At 63.5% G+C, this 14,387-nt stretch carries 17 protein-coding genes; 15 read left to right on the top strand and 2 right to left on the bottom strand.

The window, feature by feature from the left end; genetic code table 11:
• Positions 1–64 precede the first annotated feature (64 nt).
• Entirely contained in the window at positions 65–739 is a 675-nt protein-coding gene (locus tag FXB41_RS18040) for a spermidine synthase (protein WP_219682690.1), read from the top strand.
• Positions 740–839: 100 nt separating this feature from the next.
• Here FXB41_RS18040 and FXB41_RS18035 read toward each other — a convergent pair whose 3' ends face one another.
• Together FXB41_RS18035 and FXB41_RS18030 are read right to left on the bottom strand one after the other, a co-directional pair.
• On the bottom strand, positions 840–1,304 hold the full coding sequence (locus FXB41_RS18035) for a nuclear transport factor 2 family protein (protein ID WP_219682689.1): 465 nt from the start codon (positions 1,302–1,304) through the stop codon (positions 840–842).
• A 149-nt stretch (positions 1,305–1,453) separates the two neighbouring features.
• Positions 1,454–2,368, bottom strand: a complete 915-nt coding sequence (locus FXB41_RS18030) for an alpha/beta fold hydrolase (protein WP_219682688.1) — start codon at positions 2,366–2,368, stop codon at positions 1,454–1,456.
• Between the two features lie 169 nt (positions 2,369–2,537).
• Between FXB41_RS18030 and FXB41_RS18025 the strand changes: the two genes are divergently transcribed.
• The 14 genes from FXB41_RS18025 to paaK all read left to right on the top strand — a co-directional run bounded on the left by FXB41_RS18025 (position 2,538) and on the right by paaK (position 14,225).
• Entirely contained in the window at positions 2,538–2,921 is a 384-nt protein-coding gene (locus FXB41_RS18025) for a hypothetical protein (protein ID WP_219682687.1), read from the top strand.
• Positions 2,918–4,000, top strand: a complete 1,083-nt coding sequence (locus FXB41_RS18020) for a PHA/PHB synthase family protein (RefSeq protein WP_219682686.1) — start codon at positions 2,918–2,920, stop codon at positions 3,998–4,000. The genes FXB41_RS18025 and FXB41_RS18020 overlap by 4 nt, the downstream gene beginning before the upstream one ends.
• Positions 3,997–4,590, top strand: a complete 594-nt coding sequence (locus tag FXB41_RS18015; protein ID WP_219682685.1) for a GNAT family N-acetyltransferase — start codon at positions 3,997–3,999, stop codon at positions 4,588–4,590. Before FXB41_RS18020 ends, FXB41_RS18015 begins: the two co-directional genes overlap by 4 nt.
• 203 nt (positions 4,591–4,793) lie before the next feature.
• A complete protein-coding gene (locus tag FXB41_RS18010; RefSeq protein WP_007593819.1) occupies positions 4,794–5,249 on the top strand; it encodes a phasin in 456 nt (151 codons plus the stop codon).
• Positions 5,250–5,418: 169 nt separating this feature from the next.
• Complete coding sequence (locus FXB41_RS18005; RefSeq protein WP_219682684.1) at positions 5,419–6,705, top strand: DUF445 domain-containing protein; 1,287 nt, start codon at positions 5,419–5,421, stop codon at positions 6,703–6,705.
• Between the two features lie 200 nt (positions 6,706–6,905).
• Complete coding sequence (locus FXB41_RS18000; RefSeq protein WP_007593815.1) at positions 6,906–7,676, top strand: esterase/lipase family protein; 771 nt, start codon at positions 6,906–6,908, stop codon at positions 7,674–7,676.
• A 92-nt stretch (positions 7,677–7,768) separates the two neighbouring features.
• Entirely contained in the window at positions 7,769–8,635 is an 867-nt protein-coding gene (paaX, locus tag FXB41_RS17995) for a phenylacetic acid degradation operon negative regulatory protein PaaX (RefSeq protein WP_219682683.1), read from the top strand.
• 76 nt (positions 8,636–8,711) lie between these two features.
• Positions 8,712–9,704, top strand: coding sequence for a 1,2-phenylacetyl-CoA epoxidase subunit PaaA (gene paaA, locus FXB41_RS17990; RefSeq protein WP_219682682.1), 993 nt, complete (start codon positions 8,712–8,714; stop codon positions 9,702–9,704).
• 10 nt (positions 9,705–9,714) lie between these two features.
• Positions 9,715–10,002: a 1,2-phenylacetyl-CoA epoxidase subunit PaaB gene (gene paaB / locus FXB41_RS17985; protein WP_008136594.1), complete on the top strand. Its 288-nt coding sequence runs from the start codon at positions 9,715–9,717 to the stop codon at positions 10,000–10,002.
• A complete protein-coding gene (gene paaC / locus FXB41_RS17980) occupies positions 10,002–10,778 on the top strand; it encodes a 1,2-phenylacetyl-CoA epoxidase subunit PaaC (RefSeq protein ID WP_219682681.1) in 777 nt (258 codons plus the stop codon). The genes paaB and paaC overlap by 1 nt, the downstream gene beginning before the upstream one ends.
• Positions 10,772–11,275, top strand: a complete 504-nt coding sequence (gene paaD, locus FXB41_RS17975) for a 1,2-phenylacetyl-CoA epoxidase subunit PaaD (RefSeq protein ID WP_219682680.1) — start codon at positions 10,772–10,774, stop codon at positions 11,273–11,275. Before paaC ends, paaD begins: the two co-directional genes overlap by 7 nt.
• Positions 11,276–11,277: 2 nt before the next feature.
• Positions 11,278–12,360, top strand: a complete 1,083-nt coding sequence (gene paaE, locus FXB41_RS17970; RefSeq protein ID WP_219682679.1) for a 1,2-phenylacetyl-CoA epoxidase subunit PaaE — start codon at positions 11,278–11,280, stop codon at positions 12,358–12,360.
• Positions 12,361–12,415: 55 nt separating this feature from the next.
• On the top strand, positions 12,416–12,865 hold the full coding sequence (gene paaI / locus FXB41_RS17965; RefSeq protein WP_219682678.1) for a hydroxyphenylacetyl-CoA thioesterase PaaI: 450 nt from the start codon (positions 12,416–12,418) through the stop codon (positions 12,863–12,865).
• A gap of 28 nt (positions 12,866–12,893) precedes the next feature.
• Entirely contained in the window at positions 12,894–14,225 is a 1,332-nt protein-coding gene (paaK, locus tag FXB41_RS17960) for a phenylacetate--CoA ligase PaaK (protein WP_219682677.1), read from the top strand.
• Positions 14,226–14,387: the final 162 nt, after the last annotated feature.

The raw sequence follows: 14,387 nt of genomic DNA, 5'->3' as shown, positions 1-14,387 counted from the left end.
CCGGATTGCGCTTCGCTCCATCCGGGCTACGAAGCTACGAAGGAAATCGTGCTAAAGCTTCCGCATGATTCCCTGGGAAAAGATCGACACCGCCAAGATCCCCGGCTCCGATGAAGAGCTTCGCCTGATGCGGCGAGGCAAGGAGTTTTCCATCAAGCTCGGCACCAACGAACTGATGAACAACCGCCTGTCAGGCTCGGAGGCCGCGCTCGCCACACTCGCGGCGAAGCAGATCGAGACGGTCGCAAAACCCGTCGTCCTCATCGGCGGCCTGGGCATGGGCTTTACGTTGCGTGCGGCCCTGACCGTGCTCGGAAGCAAGGCGAAGATTGTGGTCTCCGAGCTCGTGCCGGCGGTGGTCGCCTGGGCGCGGGGCCCGATGGCGGCGGTGTTTGGTGACAGTCTCGATGATGCCAGGGTGAGCATACGGGAAACCGACGTTGGCGAAATCATCCGGGCGCAGCGGTCGGCATTCGATGCCATCCTCCTCGACGTCGACAACGGGCCGGAAGGGCTGACCCGGAAGGGCAACGATGCGCTCTACAATGCGAGCGGATTGAAGGCGGCGAAGACGGCGCTGCGGCCGGGAGGCGTGCTCGCGGTCTGGTCCTCGGGACCCAACCCGGCCTTCACCAAGCGGCTCGGGAGCGCCGGCTTCGACGTCAACGAAGTCAATATCCGCGCCACCGGAAGAGGCGGTGGCGCTCGTCACGTGATCTGGATGGCGAAGAAGAGCTAGGCGGCTATTTGTAGCCCGGATGAGCGCAGCGAAATCCGGGACGGTCGATCCGCGCAAGAACCCGGATTGCGCAGCGCTCCATCCGGGCTACGGCTCCGAGCTAAAACATCGTGTTGTTGTTCGCCGGATTTTCCGGGATCGGTTGCACGACGTCCCAGTGTTCGACGACCTTGCCGTTCTCCCGCTTGAAGATGTCGACGATCGCGTTGCCCCTGCTGCCGGGCTCGCGAACCGCGTGAACGTGCAGGATCACGTAGTCGCCATCCACGAAGCTGCGCTTGATCTCGCTGTGCGAGTTCGGGAATTTCTCCCGGAGGAAGCCGATGAATTTTCGGAAGCCGTCCGGACCATCTGCCGCGTTTGGGTTGTGCTGGACGTAGCGGTCGCCGACATAGGCGAGGGCTGCATCGGCATCCTTTTCGTTGAGCCCCTTCTCGTAGAACGCAAGGACAGTTTTGCGATTGGCTTCTTCTTGCGCGCTACCCGCCATCGCGACGCCACCGGCGAGGAACAGCGTGAGGACTGAAGCGGCGACGATTGCGGCTGACCGGACGACGAGATGCATGTAAACTCCGAGAGGCCGCAGCCTCCTTGTTGGCGAGTGAGGTTCTCGGCGATTGAAGGAGGCCTGTATAGCTTTCGTGCCGGCTCGCGTTAAGAGAGTAACCGGCAGCTCACATGGTCACCGTGAGGAGACCCGCTGCGCCAGTCAATCTACGCCGCCTGCGCCGCTGCGCCATGTGCGTGCTTGGCGATGGCGCCGATGATCTCCGGCCAGAACCGCATCGGCAGCGCGTGGCCCATGCCGTCGATCATCAGCAGCTTGGCCCCGGGAATTGACTCTGCCGTGTCCCTGCCGCCCTCGGGGCGGACCAGCGGATCGACGGTGCCGTGGATCACGAGCGTCGGCGTCTTGACGCCGTGCAGCCGCTCCTTGCGGCTGCCGGAGGCGAGCACCGCGCGGAGCTGCCGGCCGACGCCGGCCGGATTGAGCCCGCGCGCGAACACGCGTTCGGCACGACCGGGATCAAGCGCCTCTTCTTCCGGAAAGGACCCGGCGCGCAACACGTTCCAGGTCTGGCCGTAGCGGACGATGAACTCCTCCTTGCTGCGCGGCGGCGGCGCCATCAGCATCGCGGCGGCCTCACGTGTCGGCGGCGGCACGCGCGGATTGCCGGTCGTCGACATGATCGAGGTCAGCGAGCGCGCGCGCTCGGGAAACGACAACGTCACTTCCTGCGCAATCATGCCGCCCATGGACGCCCCGACCAGATGCGCCGACTTGATGCCGAGTGCGTCCATCAGCCCGACCGTGTCTTTCGCCATGTCGATCAGCTTGTAGGTTGCGGCCACGGGAATCTTGAGGAACCGCAGCTTCAACAGCTCGAGCGGTGTCAGACGCTTGCCGCCTGTGAGATGGCTCGACTTGCCGATGTCGCGATTGTCGAACCGGATGACGCGAAAGCCCTGCGCGGCGAGCTGCTCGCAGAACGCATCGTCCCAGTGGATCATCTGGGCGCCCAACCCCATGATCAGCAGCAGCGGCTCGGCACTGTCGTTGCCGAAAGTCTCGTAACAAATGTCGATGCCGTTGGCGTGGACGGTTTGCGGTGGCTGATAGGCGTTCACGGCTGCGTTCCCTCGGCTTTGATCAATACTGTATCGCACGCTTTCCCCTCGCAATGAAGTCGCGTCCGCGACACCGGACGCGCTGCTTGCCGGTTGACCGGCACCGCGCAACGGTGTGGTATGGCGAAAAAGGAAGGGCATCGAAGCTCTCGATTTCAGGAGGACGCCGATGACCGACAAGAGCAATGACCCCATTGCCATGTGGCAGAAGATGGTTGGCGAGATGGAGAAGGGGTTCAACTCCTTCGCCAATCAGGCCATGTCATCGCCCGAGTTTTCGCAAGCCGTGAACCGAGCCGGCGGCGTTGCTGCAGGTGCTCAGAAGCAGCTCGGCGACCTCATGGAGAAATATCTGGTCTCCGTGAATCTGCCGAGCCGGGAGCAGGTCACCAGCCTTGCGGAACGGCTGCAGTCCATCGAAGGACAGATCGGTGAGATCAAGTCGATGCTGAGCCAGATGGCGGCAAGTTCCGGCATTTCTCAGGGCTCCGATACTGCATTGCGCCCGCCGCGCACCAAGCGGCCGCCATCAGAAGGCGGAGAGCAGACATGAATGCACCCGCCGGATTAGACTTCGCAGGGATCCCGGAGCGCATCCAGTCCGAGGTGCAACGCGCCATCCAGCGCAGCATCAAGGGCGTCGAATATTTCTCGACGTCCGGTCCCACGCTCGGCTCGACGCCGAAGGACGTGCTGCATTCGCGCGGGACGATGAGCCTCTACCATTATCGGCCGACGTCCGACGAGATCTATCGAATTCCGATCTTGATCGTGATGGCGACCACCAATCGCGGTTACATTCTCGACCTCGTGCCCGGCCAGAGTTTCATCGAGTTCATGTTGAAGCGCGGCTACGACGTTTACATGCTCGACTGGAGCGCGCCACGGCCGGAGGAGAAGAGCCTCCGCATGGAGGACTATGTCCTCGACTTCATCCCGGACTGCATCCGCCGCGTGCAACAGGATTCCGGCGAACAGGACGTCTCCGTCATCGGCTATTGCTTCGGCGGCGTGCTGTCGCTGCTCTACGGCTCGATCCACAGAGACGGGCCGATGAAGAATTTGATCTGCTTCACCACGCCGATCGACTTTCGCGAGATGAAGCTGTTCTCGAACTTCTCCGACCGTCGCTATTTCGATGTCGATCGCCTCGTCGACAGCGTCGGCAACGTGCCGCCCGAGATGATCCTGTCGTCGTTCGAGATGCTGCGCCCAGCCTCGCGTACCGTCAGCCAGATCCAGCTCTGGGAAAACATCTGGAACGACGAGTTCGTCAAATCCTACCGGATGTTCGACCGCTGGGCGACCGACACGCTGCCGCTGGCCGGCGAATATTTCCGCACCATCACCAAGGACCTGATGTGGGACAACAAGCTGTTCAACGACACCATGTCGGTCGGCGGCCGTGCGGCGAAGCTCGAGGACATCAAGGTGCCGTTCCTGCATGCGGTGGCGGAACACGACCACATCGTGCCGTATGAGGCGGCAAAGCACCTGATCGCCAAGATCGGATCCGAGGACAAGGAGGAGGTGATGCTGAAAGGCGGTCACGTCTCGCTCGTCGCCGGCGCCAATGCGGTGAAGCGGCTATGGCCGAAACTGGATTCCTGGCTGGGGAAGAGATCGACATGAGTGAGCAGCGTTCCTATCCGCGTCATGTGAAGACGGACGCTGGCGATATCGAGATCCGCCTGATGTCGCCTGCGGACGAAGCAGCAGTGCTCGCCTTCGGCAAGGGCCTGCCGACCCACGACCTGTTGTTCCTGCCGCGCAACATCAGTGAGCCGAAGGTGCTCTCCGCATGGGTGAAGGAGATAGCGCGCGGCGCGATCACGAGCCTGCTCGCCATCAGGGGCGGCGCGGTGGTCGGCTGCGGCACGCTGGTGCGCGACCCGCATTCCTGGTCGCCCCATGTCGGCGAGATACGGATGGTGGTTTCGCTCGATGTGCGCGGAAAGGGGGTGGGACGGACGCTGTCGCAGGAGACGTTCGCACTTGCGCTCGGCGCCGGCCTCGAGAAGCTCTCGGTCCAGATGACGGTCGATCAGCAGGCGGCGATCACGCTGTTCGAGAGCCTCGGCTTCAAGGCCGAGGCACTGCTGCGCGATCATGTCCGCGACGTCGACGGCAAGACCCACGATATCGTCGTGCTCGGGCACAACATCGCGCAGGTCCAGGCCCAGATGGAGGCCTATGGGCTGCCTGGCGCCGTCCAGCACTGAGAACCTCTGAGCGGGTCCCCGGGAACCCGGATGGTCAGGGAGGCGCCAGATTGCCTCTCATTAAGGCCGTTCACAGTTTCGTGATATCGCAGTGCAATATGGATATTGCATCGCACAATTAACTATGCCATATAAGCCGTGCCCCGGGCCACAACCGGACGGGGTGAGCCCATAGCTCAACCAATGAGGATGGAGAGACCCCAATGACCACCGAAACCAACACCGCTTTCGAAGGCTTCAAGGACGCGTTCAAGAACATCCAGAACCTGGAAGTTCCCGAGGCCGCCCGCGAGTTCGTCAAGAAGTCCGCCAATACCGCCAAGGACCGTGCTGCCGAGGTGTTCGCGGGCTCCGAGCGCGTGACTGCCGCCGTCGAAAACGCGGTGACCGAGTCCGTCACCGAAGCCGGCAAGATCAGCCGCAACATCCAGCAGGCGATCTACGAGGACGCCGACGCGTTCTTCGCGGGCATCGACAAGCTCGCGTCCGCCAAGTCGTTCAGCGAAGCTATCGAGATCCAGTCCGGCCTGCTCCGCGCCCGCGGCGAAGCGTTCGTCTCGCGCGCCAAGGCGACCACCGACTATTTCGGCAAGCTCGCCGCCAACGGTGCGAAGTCCGCTCAGGACAATTTCGCCAAGGTCTACAACAAGACCGCCTGATCTGCCTGAGACGAAAAACTGAATTTGAGGCCCGCTTCGGCGGGCCTTGTTTTTTGCGCCGCGTCATCATCGGTCGTCATTCCGGGGCGCCCAAAGGGCGAACCCGGAATCTCGAGATTCCGGGTCCGGTCCTGCGGACCGTCCCGGAATGACGTAACCTTGGTGAATCATGACTCCACCCGCCACCTTCTCCTTCGATTCCCCCGGCGACGCAGAACGCGCGGCCGAATTGCGCCGCGTGAAAGCGCTGGCGACGCTGGTGCTGGGCTCGACGCTTGTCCTGTTCGTCGTCGCGAAATGGCTGCTGCCCGTGCATCCCGTGTTCGGATTCATCGCAGCCTTCGCCGAAGCCGCCACCATCGGCGGGCTCGCCGATTGGTATGCCGTCGTCGCGCTGTTCAAGCGGCCGCTGGGCCTGCCGATCCCGCACACCGCGATCATCCAGAGCAATCAGGCCCGCATCGCCGACAAGCTCGGCGAATTCATCCAGGTGCATTTCTTCGAGGCTGCTCCCGTTGAGGCCAAGCTGAACGAGATCGATTTCGGCTCCTTCGTCGCCGACTGGCTGCGCGATCGCAAGCGTAGCGATGACCTCGCGCGCTTTGCGCTGCGCCTGCTGCCGGAGGCGGTTTCTGCGACGGAAAGCTCGGGCCTGATGACCTTCATCCTTCGCCGCATGTCATCGCAGCTCCAGGCGATCGACCTCGCGCCGCTCGCGGCCGGCACGTTGCGCGGCTTCGTTGCCGAGGGACGCCACCAAATCCTGTTCGACGATCTCCTGCGCGTGATGCACGAGACGCTGAACCAGACCGAGACGATGGCGATGATCCGCGAGAAGGTGCGCGCGGAATTGCCGACCCTGCTCAGGCTCTACCGGGCCGACAAATTTCTGGTGAACAAGATCGTGGCCTCCGCCACCGCGTTCTTCAATGAAGTGCGCAGCGATCCCAAACATCCGTTCCGCGGCGAGTTCGACCGCATGGTGCTGAGCTTCGTCGATCGGCTTGGCACCGACCAGGCCTATATCGACCGCATCGACGGTTTGAAGCGCGATCTGCTCGCGCGTCCCGAGCTCGCCGATCTCGCCCGCACCGTCTGGGCCAACACGCGGTCCTTCATCGAGCGTAGTGCAAGCGGCGAGACGCAGGTGCTGCAGCATCATCTCGCCGGCATGTGTGTCGCGGCGGGCGAAGCGCTCGCCGGCGATGCCGAGCTTCGCGGCGAGATCAACAAGGGTCTGGTCGCGGTGCTGCGCAGTTTCGTCGTGGACCAGAAGAGCGGCGTTTCGACCTTCATCTCCGACCAGGTGAAATCGTGGGACATGGCGCAGCTGATTTCGCTGATCGAAATCAACATTGGCCGCGACCTGCAATACATCCGCTTCAACGGCTCGCTGATCGGCGGGCTCGCGGGCCTTGGGCTTTACTCCGTAGAATTCCTGCTTCGATTGTTGTGACTTTTGCGTCACGGACGCCAGCATTAACGCGCAGGCCTATTGTGGCCCCGGGTTTCACCCGCTTGAATGTCGGGAACCCGCTGCCTAGCTGATTCATGGTGCGCTGCGGAACGTTCGAAAAGCTGGCGTGTTGGAATTCATACCCATTTGCCGGCCTCGCAGCCGGTGATCTTTTCAGCATTTCTTCCGAGGGACCATTGATGACCGCTACCGCCCAGACGCTGAGCCCGCCGTCTCGTACCCTGATGTTCCTGGAAGGGCGAGCGATCCACGAGTTCGGCGCATTCCTCGGCGCGCTGCCGCTGCTGAGCCTTGCGCCGCGCGGCGATGGCCATCCGGTGCTGGTGCTACCGGGCCTCGTGGCCTCCGACGGGTCCACGCGCGCGTTGCGCACGTTTCTGTCGGGCAAGGGCTATGCGGTGAGCGGCTGGCGCCAGGGCCGCAATTACGGCCTGCGCGAGGGCGTGCAGCACGCGATGGTGGATCTGGTTCAGGAGCTGAGCGACAGGCATGGCCGCAAGATCAGCTTGGTCGGCTGGAGCCTCGGCGGTCTCTATGCGCGCCAGCTCGCCAAGATGATGCCCGACCGCGTACGCCAGGTGATCACGCTCGGCAGCCCCTTTGCCGGCGATCCGCATTCGACCAATGCCTGGCGCGTCTATGAATGGGCGAGCGGGCGGAAGTCCGACGAGGTCGATCCCCAGTTCGGCGGCGATCTCGCCGTTCCGCCGCCGGTGCCGACCACGGCGATCTTCAGCCGCACCGACGGCGTCTGCGCCTGGCAGGGCTGCATGGAGAAGACGGGCGCGCAGACCGAGAGCATCGAGATCGAGAGCAGCCATTGCGGCATGGGCCATCATCCCGCCGCTGTCTTCGCGGTGGCTGATCGCCTTGCGCAGAGGGAGGGCAGCTGGCGTCCCTTCGACCGCAGCGGCTGGCGCAGCGTGGTCTATCCCGATCCGCATCGGTAGTTCTTTGCCTCTCCCCGTAAGAACGGGGCGAGGGAGAAGGCCGTCGCACCGGTCCATTGTCGCGCCCGCACCAAACGCGCTATGCCTCGCGCATGGCGCATCCGTTGTCCCGCATCATCGAGCAGCTCAAGCGCGAGCCGTCGCGCACCGGCTCTATCGTCATCACCGTGTTCGGCGATGCCATCGTGCCGCGTGGCGGCTCGGTATGGCTCGGCACGCTGCTGGAATTCTTCGAGAGCTTGGACATCGACAGCGGCGTGGTGCGTACCGCGATGTCGCGGCTTGCCGCCGATGGCTGGCTGACGCGCGAAAAGGTCGGCCGCAATAGCTTCTACCGCTTGGCTGACAAGGGCCGCCAGATCTTCGGGGCTGCGACACGCCATATCTACGATCCGCCGCCATCCGACTGGACCGGGCGCTTCGAGCTGCTTCTGATCGGCAATGGCGAGGATCGCGACGCTTCGCGCGAGGCGCTCCGCAATGCCGGCTTCGGCAGCCCGCTGCCGGGTGTGTGGGTCGCCCCGTCAGGCGTGGCAGTGCCGGATGAGGCCGCGGGCGCCATCCGTCTGGAAGTCTCGGCCGAGGATGACAGTGGTCGCCGGCTACTCAGTGCGAGCTGGCCGCTGGATCGCACCGCGGACGCCTATCTCAAGTTCATGAAGACGTTCGAGCCGCTGCGCGCCGCGATCGCGCGCGGCACGGGCTTGTCCGAGACCGACGCCTTCACGGCGCGCATCCTCCTGATCCACCATTACCGCCGGGTCGTGCTGCGCGATCCGCTCCTGCCCGAAAGCCTGCTTCCGGCGGACTGGCCGGGCAGGGCTGCCCGCGCGCTGTGCGGCGACATCTATCGCGCGCTGCTTGCCCCATCGGAACAATGGCTTGATGGTCATGGAACCAATGAAAAGGGGCCATTGCCGCCGGCGCGAAAACTGCTGGAACGAAGATTTGAGGTTTGATCGTTATGTTACAGAAATATCTTGCATGAGATAATTCTTGTTATATATTGCCTCTCAATAAAACGGGAGGATGCGCATGTATACCCAGGCGCTGAACACGGCCGAGACCGATGATCGCGGCCTCGAGGATGCGGCCAAGGCTGCGCAGTTCCAGACGCGCATCGATGCCGAGGAGCGCATCGAGCCGAACGACTGGATGCCGGCGGCCTATCGCAAGACGCTGACGCGCCAGATCTCCCAGCACGCTCATTCCGAAATCGTCGGCATGCTGCCCGAAGGCAACTGGATCACGCGCGCGCCGTCCTTGCGTCGCAAGGCCGCGCTGCTCGCCAAGGTGCAGGACGAGTGCGGCCACGGGCTTTATCTCTATGCTGCGGCCGAGACGCTCGGCACGTCGCGCGAAGAGCTGGTCGACGCCATGCTCGCGGGCAAAGCCAAATATTCCTCGATCTTCAACTATCCGACGCTGACCTGGGCCGACATCGGCACCATCGGCTGGCTGGTCGACGGCGCCGCGATCATGAACCAGATCCCGCTGTGCCGCTGCTCTTATGGTCCTTATGCGCGCGCCATGATCCGCGTCTGCAAGGAGGAGTCGTTCCATCAGCGCCAGGGCTACGAGATCATGCTGACGCTGTGCCGCGGCTCGGACGAGCAGAAGGCGATGGCGCAGGATGCCTTGAATAGGTGGTGGTGGCCGGTGCTGATGATGTTCGGCCCGCCCGATGCCACGAGCCAGCACAGCGACACCTCGACGAAATGGAAGATCAAGCGCTTCTCCAATGACGAGCTGCGGCAGAAGTTCGTCGATGCCACCGTGCCGCAGGCGCAATATCTCGGCCTGACCATTCCCGATCCCGGCATGATTCAGGACGCCGACGGGCACTGGCGCTACAGCGAAATCGACTGGACCGAGTTCAAGCAGGTGCTTGCCGGCAACGGCCCATGCAACCGTGACCGGATGGCTGCGCGCCGTAAGGCGCATGACGAGGGCGCCTGGGTCCGCGAGGCGGCAGCTAGCTATGCCGCCAAGCGCGCGCAACGTCGAACTGCACAAGCGGCAGAGTAGGGAGATCGCGATGGCCACGCCGAACACGCCGCTGTGGGAAGTCTTCATTCGCAGCCGCAACGGGCTCGCGCACAAGCATGTCGGCTCGCTGCATGCGAGCGACGCCACGATGGCCCTGCAGGCCGCCCGCGATATCTACACCCGTCGCGGCGAGGGCCTTTCGATCTGGGTCGTGCCGTCGACGGCGATCACTGCGAGCGATCCCGCCGAGAAGGGCATGATGTTCGAGCCGGCGGAATCGAAGATCTACCGGCACCCGACGTTTTACGAAGTGCCCGAGGAAGTGGGGCACATGTGATGCCCGTCGTGAACATCGAGGTCTCAGAAACACCACTGGTGCTCTACGCGCTGCGCCGGGCCGACGACGCGCTGATCCTTGGGCACAGGCTGTCGGAATGGTGCGGACATGCGCCGATGCTGGAAGAGGACATGGCGCTCTCCAACATCGCGCTCGACCTCATCGGCCAGGCCCGCGAGCTCTACACCTACGCAGCCAAAGCCGAAGGCAAGGACAACGACGAAGACAAGCTCGCCTACCTTCGCGATGTCAGGCAGTATCGCAATCTGCTGCTCCTCGAGCAGCCGAACGGCGACTTTGCCCAGACCCTGGTGCGGCAGTTCTTCTATTCCGCCTTCGCCGATCTCTACTGGCGCGCCATGATGACCTCGCGCGATACGACACTCGCTGCGATTGCCGCGAAATCGGAGAAGGAGAGTGCCTATCATTTGCGGCATTCCTCGGAGTGGATCATCCGGCTCGGTGACGGCACCGACGAGAGCCATGCCCGCGCGCAGGCCGCGATCGATCATCTCTGGGCGTTCACCGGCGAGATGTTTGCCGTCGACGATGGCGAGCGGGCCCTGATCCATGCCGATATCGCCGTAGACCCAGGGACCTTGCGGGGGCGCTGGCTGACGACACTCTCGGAGGTGATCGGCGAAGCAATGCTCAAGCTGCCGCAGAACGACTGGATGCAGCAGGGCGGCCGCGTGGGCCGGCACAGCGAGCATCTCGGCCATCTTCTCTCCGAGCTGCAATCGATACAGCGCACTTTCCCGGGGCAGACATGGTGACGGTGCTGGAGCCCCATAACGAACTGCGCCAACGGGCCTGGGACGCCGCGGCGAGCGTGGTCGATCCCGAAATTCCGGTTTTGACCATCGCCGATCTCGGCGTGCTCCGCGATGTCGTTGTCGACGGCGATCACGTCGAGATCGCGATCACCCCGACCTATTCGGGCTGCCCGGCCATGAATATGATTGCGCTCGAAATCGAGGTCGCGCTGGAGCGCGCTGGTTTCCATCGTCCAAAGGTCCGCACCGTGCTGTCCCCGGCCTGGACCACGGACTGGATGAGCGCAGAGGGCCGCCGCAAGCTTCACGCCTACGGGATCGCGCCGCCGCAGGCTTCGAATTCACGCCGCGCGCTGTTCGGCGAGCAAGCCGTTGTGTGCCCGCAATGCAGCTCGGCGGATACCGAGCTGCTGTCCGAATTCGGCTCCACCTCCTGCAAGGCGCTCTGGCGCTGCAGAGCCTGCCGCGAACCCTTCGATTATTTCAAGTGTCACTGATCATGTCAGCAGCCGCACCACGCTTCCATCGCCTGGCCGTCAACGACCTCCGCCGCGAGGCGTCGGACGCCATATCGCTGACATTCGCCATCCCGGCGGAGCTTGCGACCGACTACGCCTTCACACCCGGCCAATACCTCACACTCCGCACCATGCTGGATGGCGAAGAAGTGCGCCGCTCCTATTCGATCTGCTCCGGGCCCGACGACGGCGAGATACGCATCGCGGTCAAGAAGGTTGATGGTGGCGCGTTTTCGAGCTGGGCAGCGGACGATTTGAAGTGCGGCGACGCGCTGGACGTGATGACGCCCACGGGACGTTTCGGCGTGATCCCGCCGACGGGCGCTAGCCGCATCCATGTCGGCTTTGCCGCAGGCTCCGGCATCACGCCGATCCTTTCGATCGTCAAGGGCACGCTTGCGCGCGAGCCGGGCAGCCAATTCTTCCTGTTCTACGGCAATCGCACGACGGACAACATCATGTTCCTCGAGGCGCTCGAAGAGCTCAAGGATCGCTTCATCGACCGGCTCTCGATCTTCCACGTCATCTCCGGCGAGGAACAGGACATTCCGATCCTGCACGGCCGGCTCGACGGCGACAAGGTGAGGGTGCTGCTGCGCTCGCTGGTACCAGCGGAAAGCGTCGACCACGTCTTCATCTGCGGTCCGTCCGGCATGAGCGAGGACATCGAGGCGACCTGCCGAGGGCTCGGCATCGCGGACGAGCGCATCCACGTCGAGCGCTTCGTATCGGAGTTCGGCGGCAAGCCGCGGCCGAAGAAGATCGTTGCGCCGGACGCGCCGCCGAAAGCGATCGCGTCGCTGATCATCGACGGCAAGCGCCGCGACGTGCCGGTCGCCGAGGACGAGGCGATCCTCGATGCCGCACTGCGCGCCGGAATCGATCTGCCCTTCGCCTGCAAGGGCGGCATGTGCTCGACCTGCCGTGCCAAACTGGTGGAGGGCGAGGCGCCGATGGACATCAACTACTCGCTGGAACCCTGGGAGCTGAAGGCCGGCTTTGTCCTGACCTGTCAGGCCAAGCCATCGTCGGAGCGGGTCGTGGTCGATTACGACCACGTTTGACAGTTTTAGCCAGGCAGCAGAACATCGTGTCCAAACAATCGGACGGGAGAAGCGCGTGAACGTCAAAGCCGCCTTGTCGCCCGAGGATGTTGCCCGCGCCTGCGCCAATGCGATGTGGGCGGAGGACGATGCCTCCAAAGGACTCGGCATGGAGATCGTCGAGATCGGACCAGGTTATGCGACGCTCGCCATGACTGTACGACCGGACATGGTCAACGGCCAGCGCATCGCCCACGGTGGCTTCATCTTCACGCTCGCCGATTCGGCCTTCGCTTTCGCGTGCAACTCGCACAACGAGCGCGTCGTGGCGGCGCAGGGCCAGATCACCTTCATCAAGCCGGGCAAGCTCGGCGATCGCCTCATCGCGAAGGCGCGCGAGGTTACGCGCGGCGGTCGCTCCGGCATCTATGACGTGCGCGTCACCGCCGGCGATACAGTCATCGCCGAATTCCGCGGGCATTCGCGGGTCATTCCCGGCAATTGGCTGCCGGCGCAGGATCAATAAAGAAAAGCAATGATACGGGGAAACGAGGATGGCTCCGACGAGGCTCAAGGAAGGTGGCAACACCTATAAGGCCGAGCTGGATGCGCAAGAGCGCGCATCGCGCGACGAGATCATGGCGCTGCAGACGGAGCGGCTGGCCTGGTCGCTGAAGCACGCCTACGACAACGTCGCGCATTATCGCAAGGCCTTCGACGCGGCCGGCGTGCATCCGTCGGACTTTCGAGAGCTCTCGGACCTTGCGAAATTTCCGTTCACGGTGAAGACGGATCTGCGCGACAATTATCCCTTCAACATGTTTGCCGTGCCCCGTGAGAAGCTGGTGCGCGTGCATGCGTCCTCCGGCACGACGGGCAAACCGATCGTGGTGGGTTACACGCAACGCGATATCGACACATGGTCGGACGTGATGGCGCGCTCGATCCGCGCCGCCGGTGGCCGCACCGGCATGATCATCCACAATGCCTATGGCTACGGCCTCTTCACCGGCGGGTTAGGGGTGCACTATGGCGCCGAAAAGCTCGGCTGCACCGTGGTGCCGATCTCCGGCGGGATGACAGAACGACAGGTGCAGCTCATCAACGACTTCAGGCCCGACATCATCACGGTGACGCCGAGCTACATGCTTGCGATCCTCGACGAGTTCAAGCGCCAAAAGCTCGATCCGCGCCAGTGCTCGCTCAAGGTCGGCATCTTCGGCGCGGAGCCCTGGACCAATGCCATGCGCGGCGAGATCGAAGACGCCTTCGACATGGACGCGACCGACATCTACGGTCTTTCCGAGGTGATCGGGCCCGGCGTTGCGCAGGAATGTATCGAGACCAAGGACGGACTGCACATCTGGGAGGATCATTTCTATCCCGAAGTGATCGACCCCGACACCGGTGCGGTGCTGCCCGACGGGGAGAAGGGCGAACTGGTCTTTACTTCGCTCACCAAGGAAGCTTTTCCAGTGATCCGCTATCGCACCCGCGACCTGACGCGGCTGTTGCCGGGCACGGCGCGACCGGGCATGCGGCGGATGGAGAAGGTCACGGGACGTTCCGACGACATGATCATCCTGCGCGGGGTCAATCTGTTCCCGACCCAGATCGAGGAGGTTCTCCTCGCCACCGACTGGTGCGGCGGACATTTCATTCTGGAGCTGACCCGGGAAGGCCGCATGGACGAGCTGACCATCATTGCCGAGGCGCGGCCGGAGAGTTGGGACGGCCGGGGTCTCCTCGACCATGCGAGTCGGATCTCGACGCACATCAAGAACACCATCGGCATCAGCTCCAGGGTGAGCGTGGTTGCGCCGGCCACGCTGGAGCGCTCGCTCGGCAAGGCCAAGCGCCTCTACGACAAGCGGCCGAAGGATTAGGTCTTACCCCTCATGGTGAGGAGGCGCGTAGCGTCGTCTCGAACCATGCAGGCCAGGATGCTGCAATGCGGGCCTTCATCCTTCGAGACGCCGCTGGCGCGGCTCCTCAGGATGAGGGGAGGCAGGTTGACTTGGGTCTCTTCAAGGGCGACAAGGCCCGCG

It is taken from the genome of Bradyrhizobium canariense, assembly GCF_019402665.1.
GTDB classification, from domain to species: Bacteria; Pseudomonadota; Alphaproteobacteria; order Rhizobiales; family Xanthobacteraceae; genus Bradyrhizobium; species Bradyrhizobium canariense.
Note: the sequence above shows the minus strand (reverse complement) of the source record. Positions and strands in the feature narration are given on the sequence as shown.

Coding starts and splice junctions, on each gene's coding strand:
- FXB41_RS18040 (WP_219682690.1), top strand. CDS start 65: ATGATTCCCTGGGAAAAGATCGACACCGCCAAGATCCCCGGCTCCGAT.
- FXB41_RS18035 (WP_219682689.1), bottom strand. CDS start 1,304: ATGCATCTCGTCGTCCGGTCAGCCGCAATCGTCGCCGCTTCAGTCCTC.
- FXB41_RS18025 (WP_219682687.1), top strand. CDS start 2,538: ATGACCGACAAGAGCAATGACCCCATTGCCATGTGGCAGAAGATGGTT.
- FXB41_RS18020 (WP_219682686.1), top strand. CDS start 2,918: ATGAATGCACCCGCCGGATTAGACTTCGCAGGGATCCCGGAGCGCATC.
- FXB41_RS18015 (WP_219682685.1), top strand. CDS start 3,997: ATGAGTGAGCAGCGTTCCTATCCGCGTCATGTGAAGACGGACGCTGGC.
- FXB41_RS18010 (WP_007593819.1), top strand. CDS start 4,794: ATGACCACCGAAACCAACACCGCTTTCGAAGGCTTCAAGGACGCGTTC.
- FXB41_RS18005 (WP_219682684.1), top strand. CDS start 5,419: ATGACTCCACCCGCCACCTTCTCCTTCGATTCCCCCGGCGACGCAGAA.
- FXB41_RS18000 (WP_007593815.1), top strand. CDS start 6,906: ATGACCGCTACCGCCCAGACGCTGAGCCCGCCGTCTCGTACCCTGATG.
- paaX (WP_219682683.1), top strand. CDS start 7,769: ATGGCGCATCCGTTGTCCCGCATCATCGAGCAGCTCAAGCGCGAGCCG.
- paaA (WP_219682682.1), top strand. CDS start 8,712: ATGTATACCCAGGCGCTGAACACGGCCGAGACCGATGATCGCGGCCTC.
- paaB (WP_008136594.1), top strand. CDS start 9,715: ATGGCCACGCCGAACACGCCGCTGTGGGAAGTCTTCATTCGCAGCCGC.
- paaC (WP_219682681.1), top strand. CDS start 10,002: ATGCCCGTCGTGAACATCGAGGTCTCAGAAACACCACTGGTGCTCTAC.
- paaD (WP_219682680.1), top strand. CDS start 10,772: ATGGTGACGGTGCTGGAGCCCCATAACGAACTGCGCCAACGGGCCTGG.
- paaE (WP_219682679.1), top strand. CDS start 11,278: ATGTCAGCAGCCGCACCACGCTTCCATCGCCTGGCCGTCAACGACCTC.
- paaK (WP_219682677.1), top strand. CDS start 12,894: ATGGCTCCGACGAGGCTCAAGGAAGGTGGCAACACCTATAAGGCCGAG.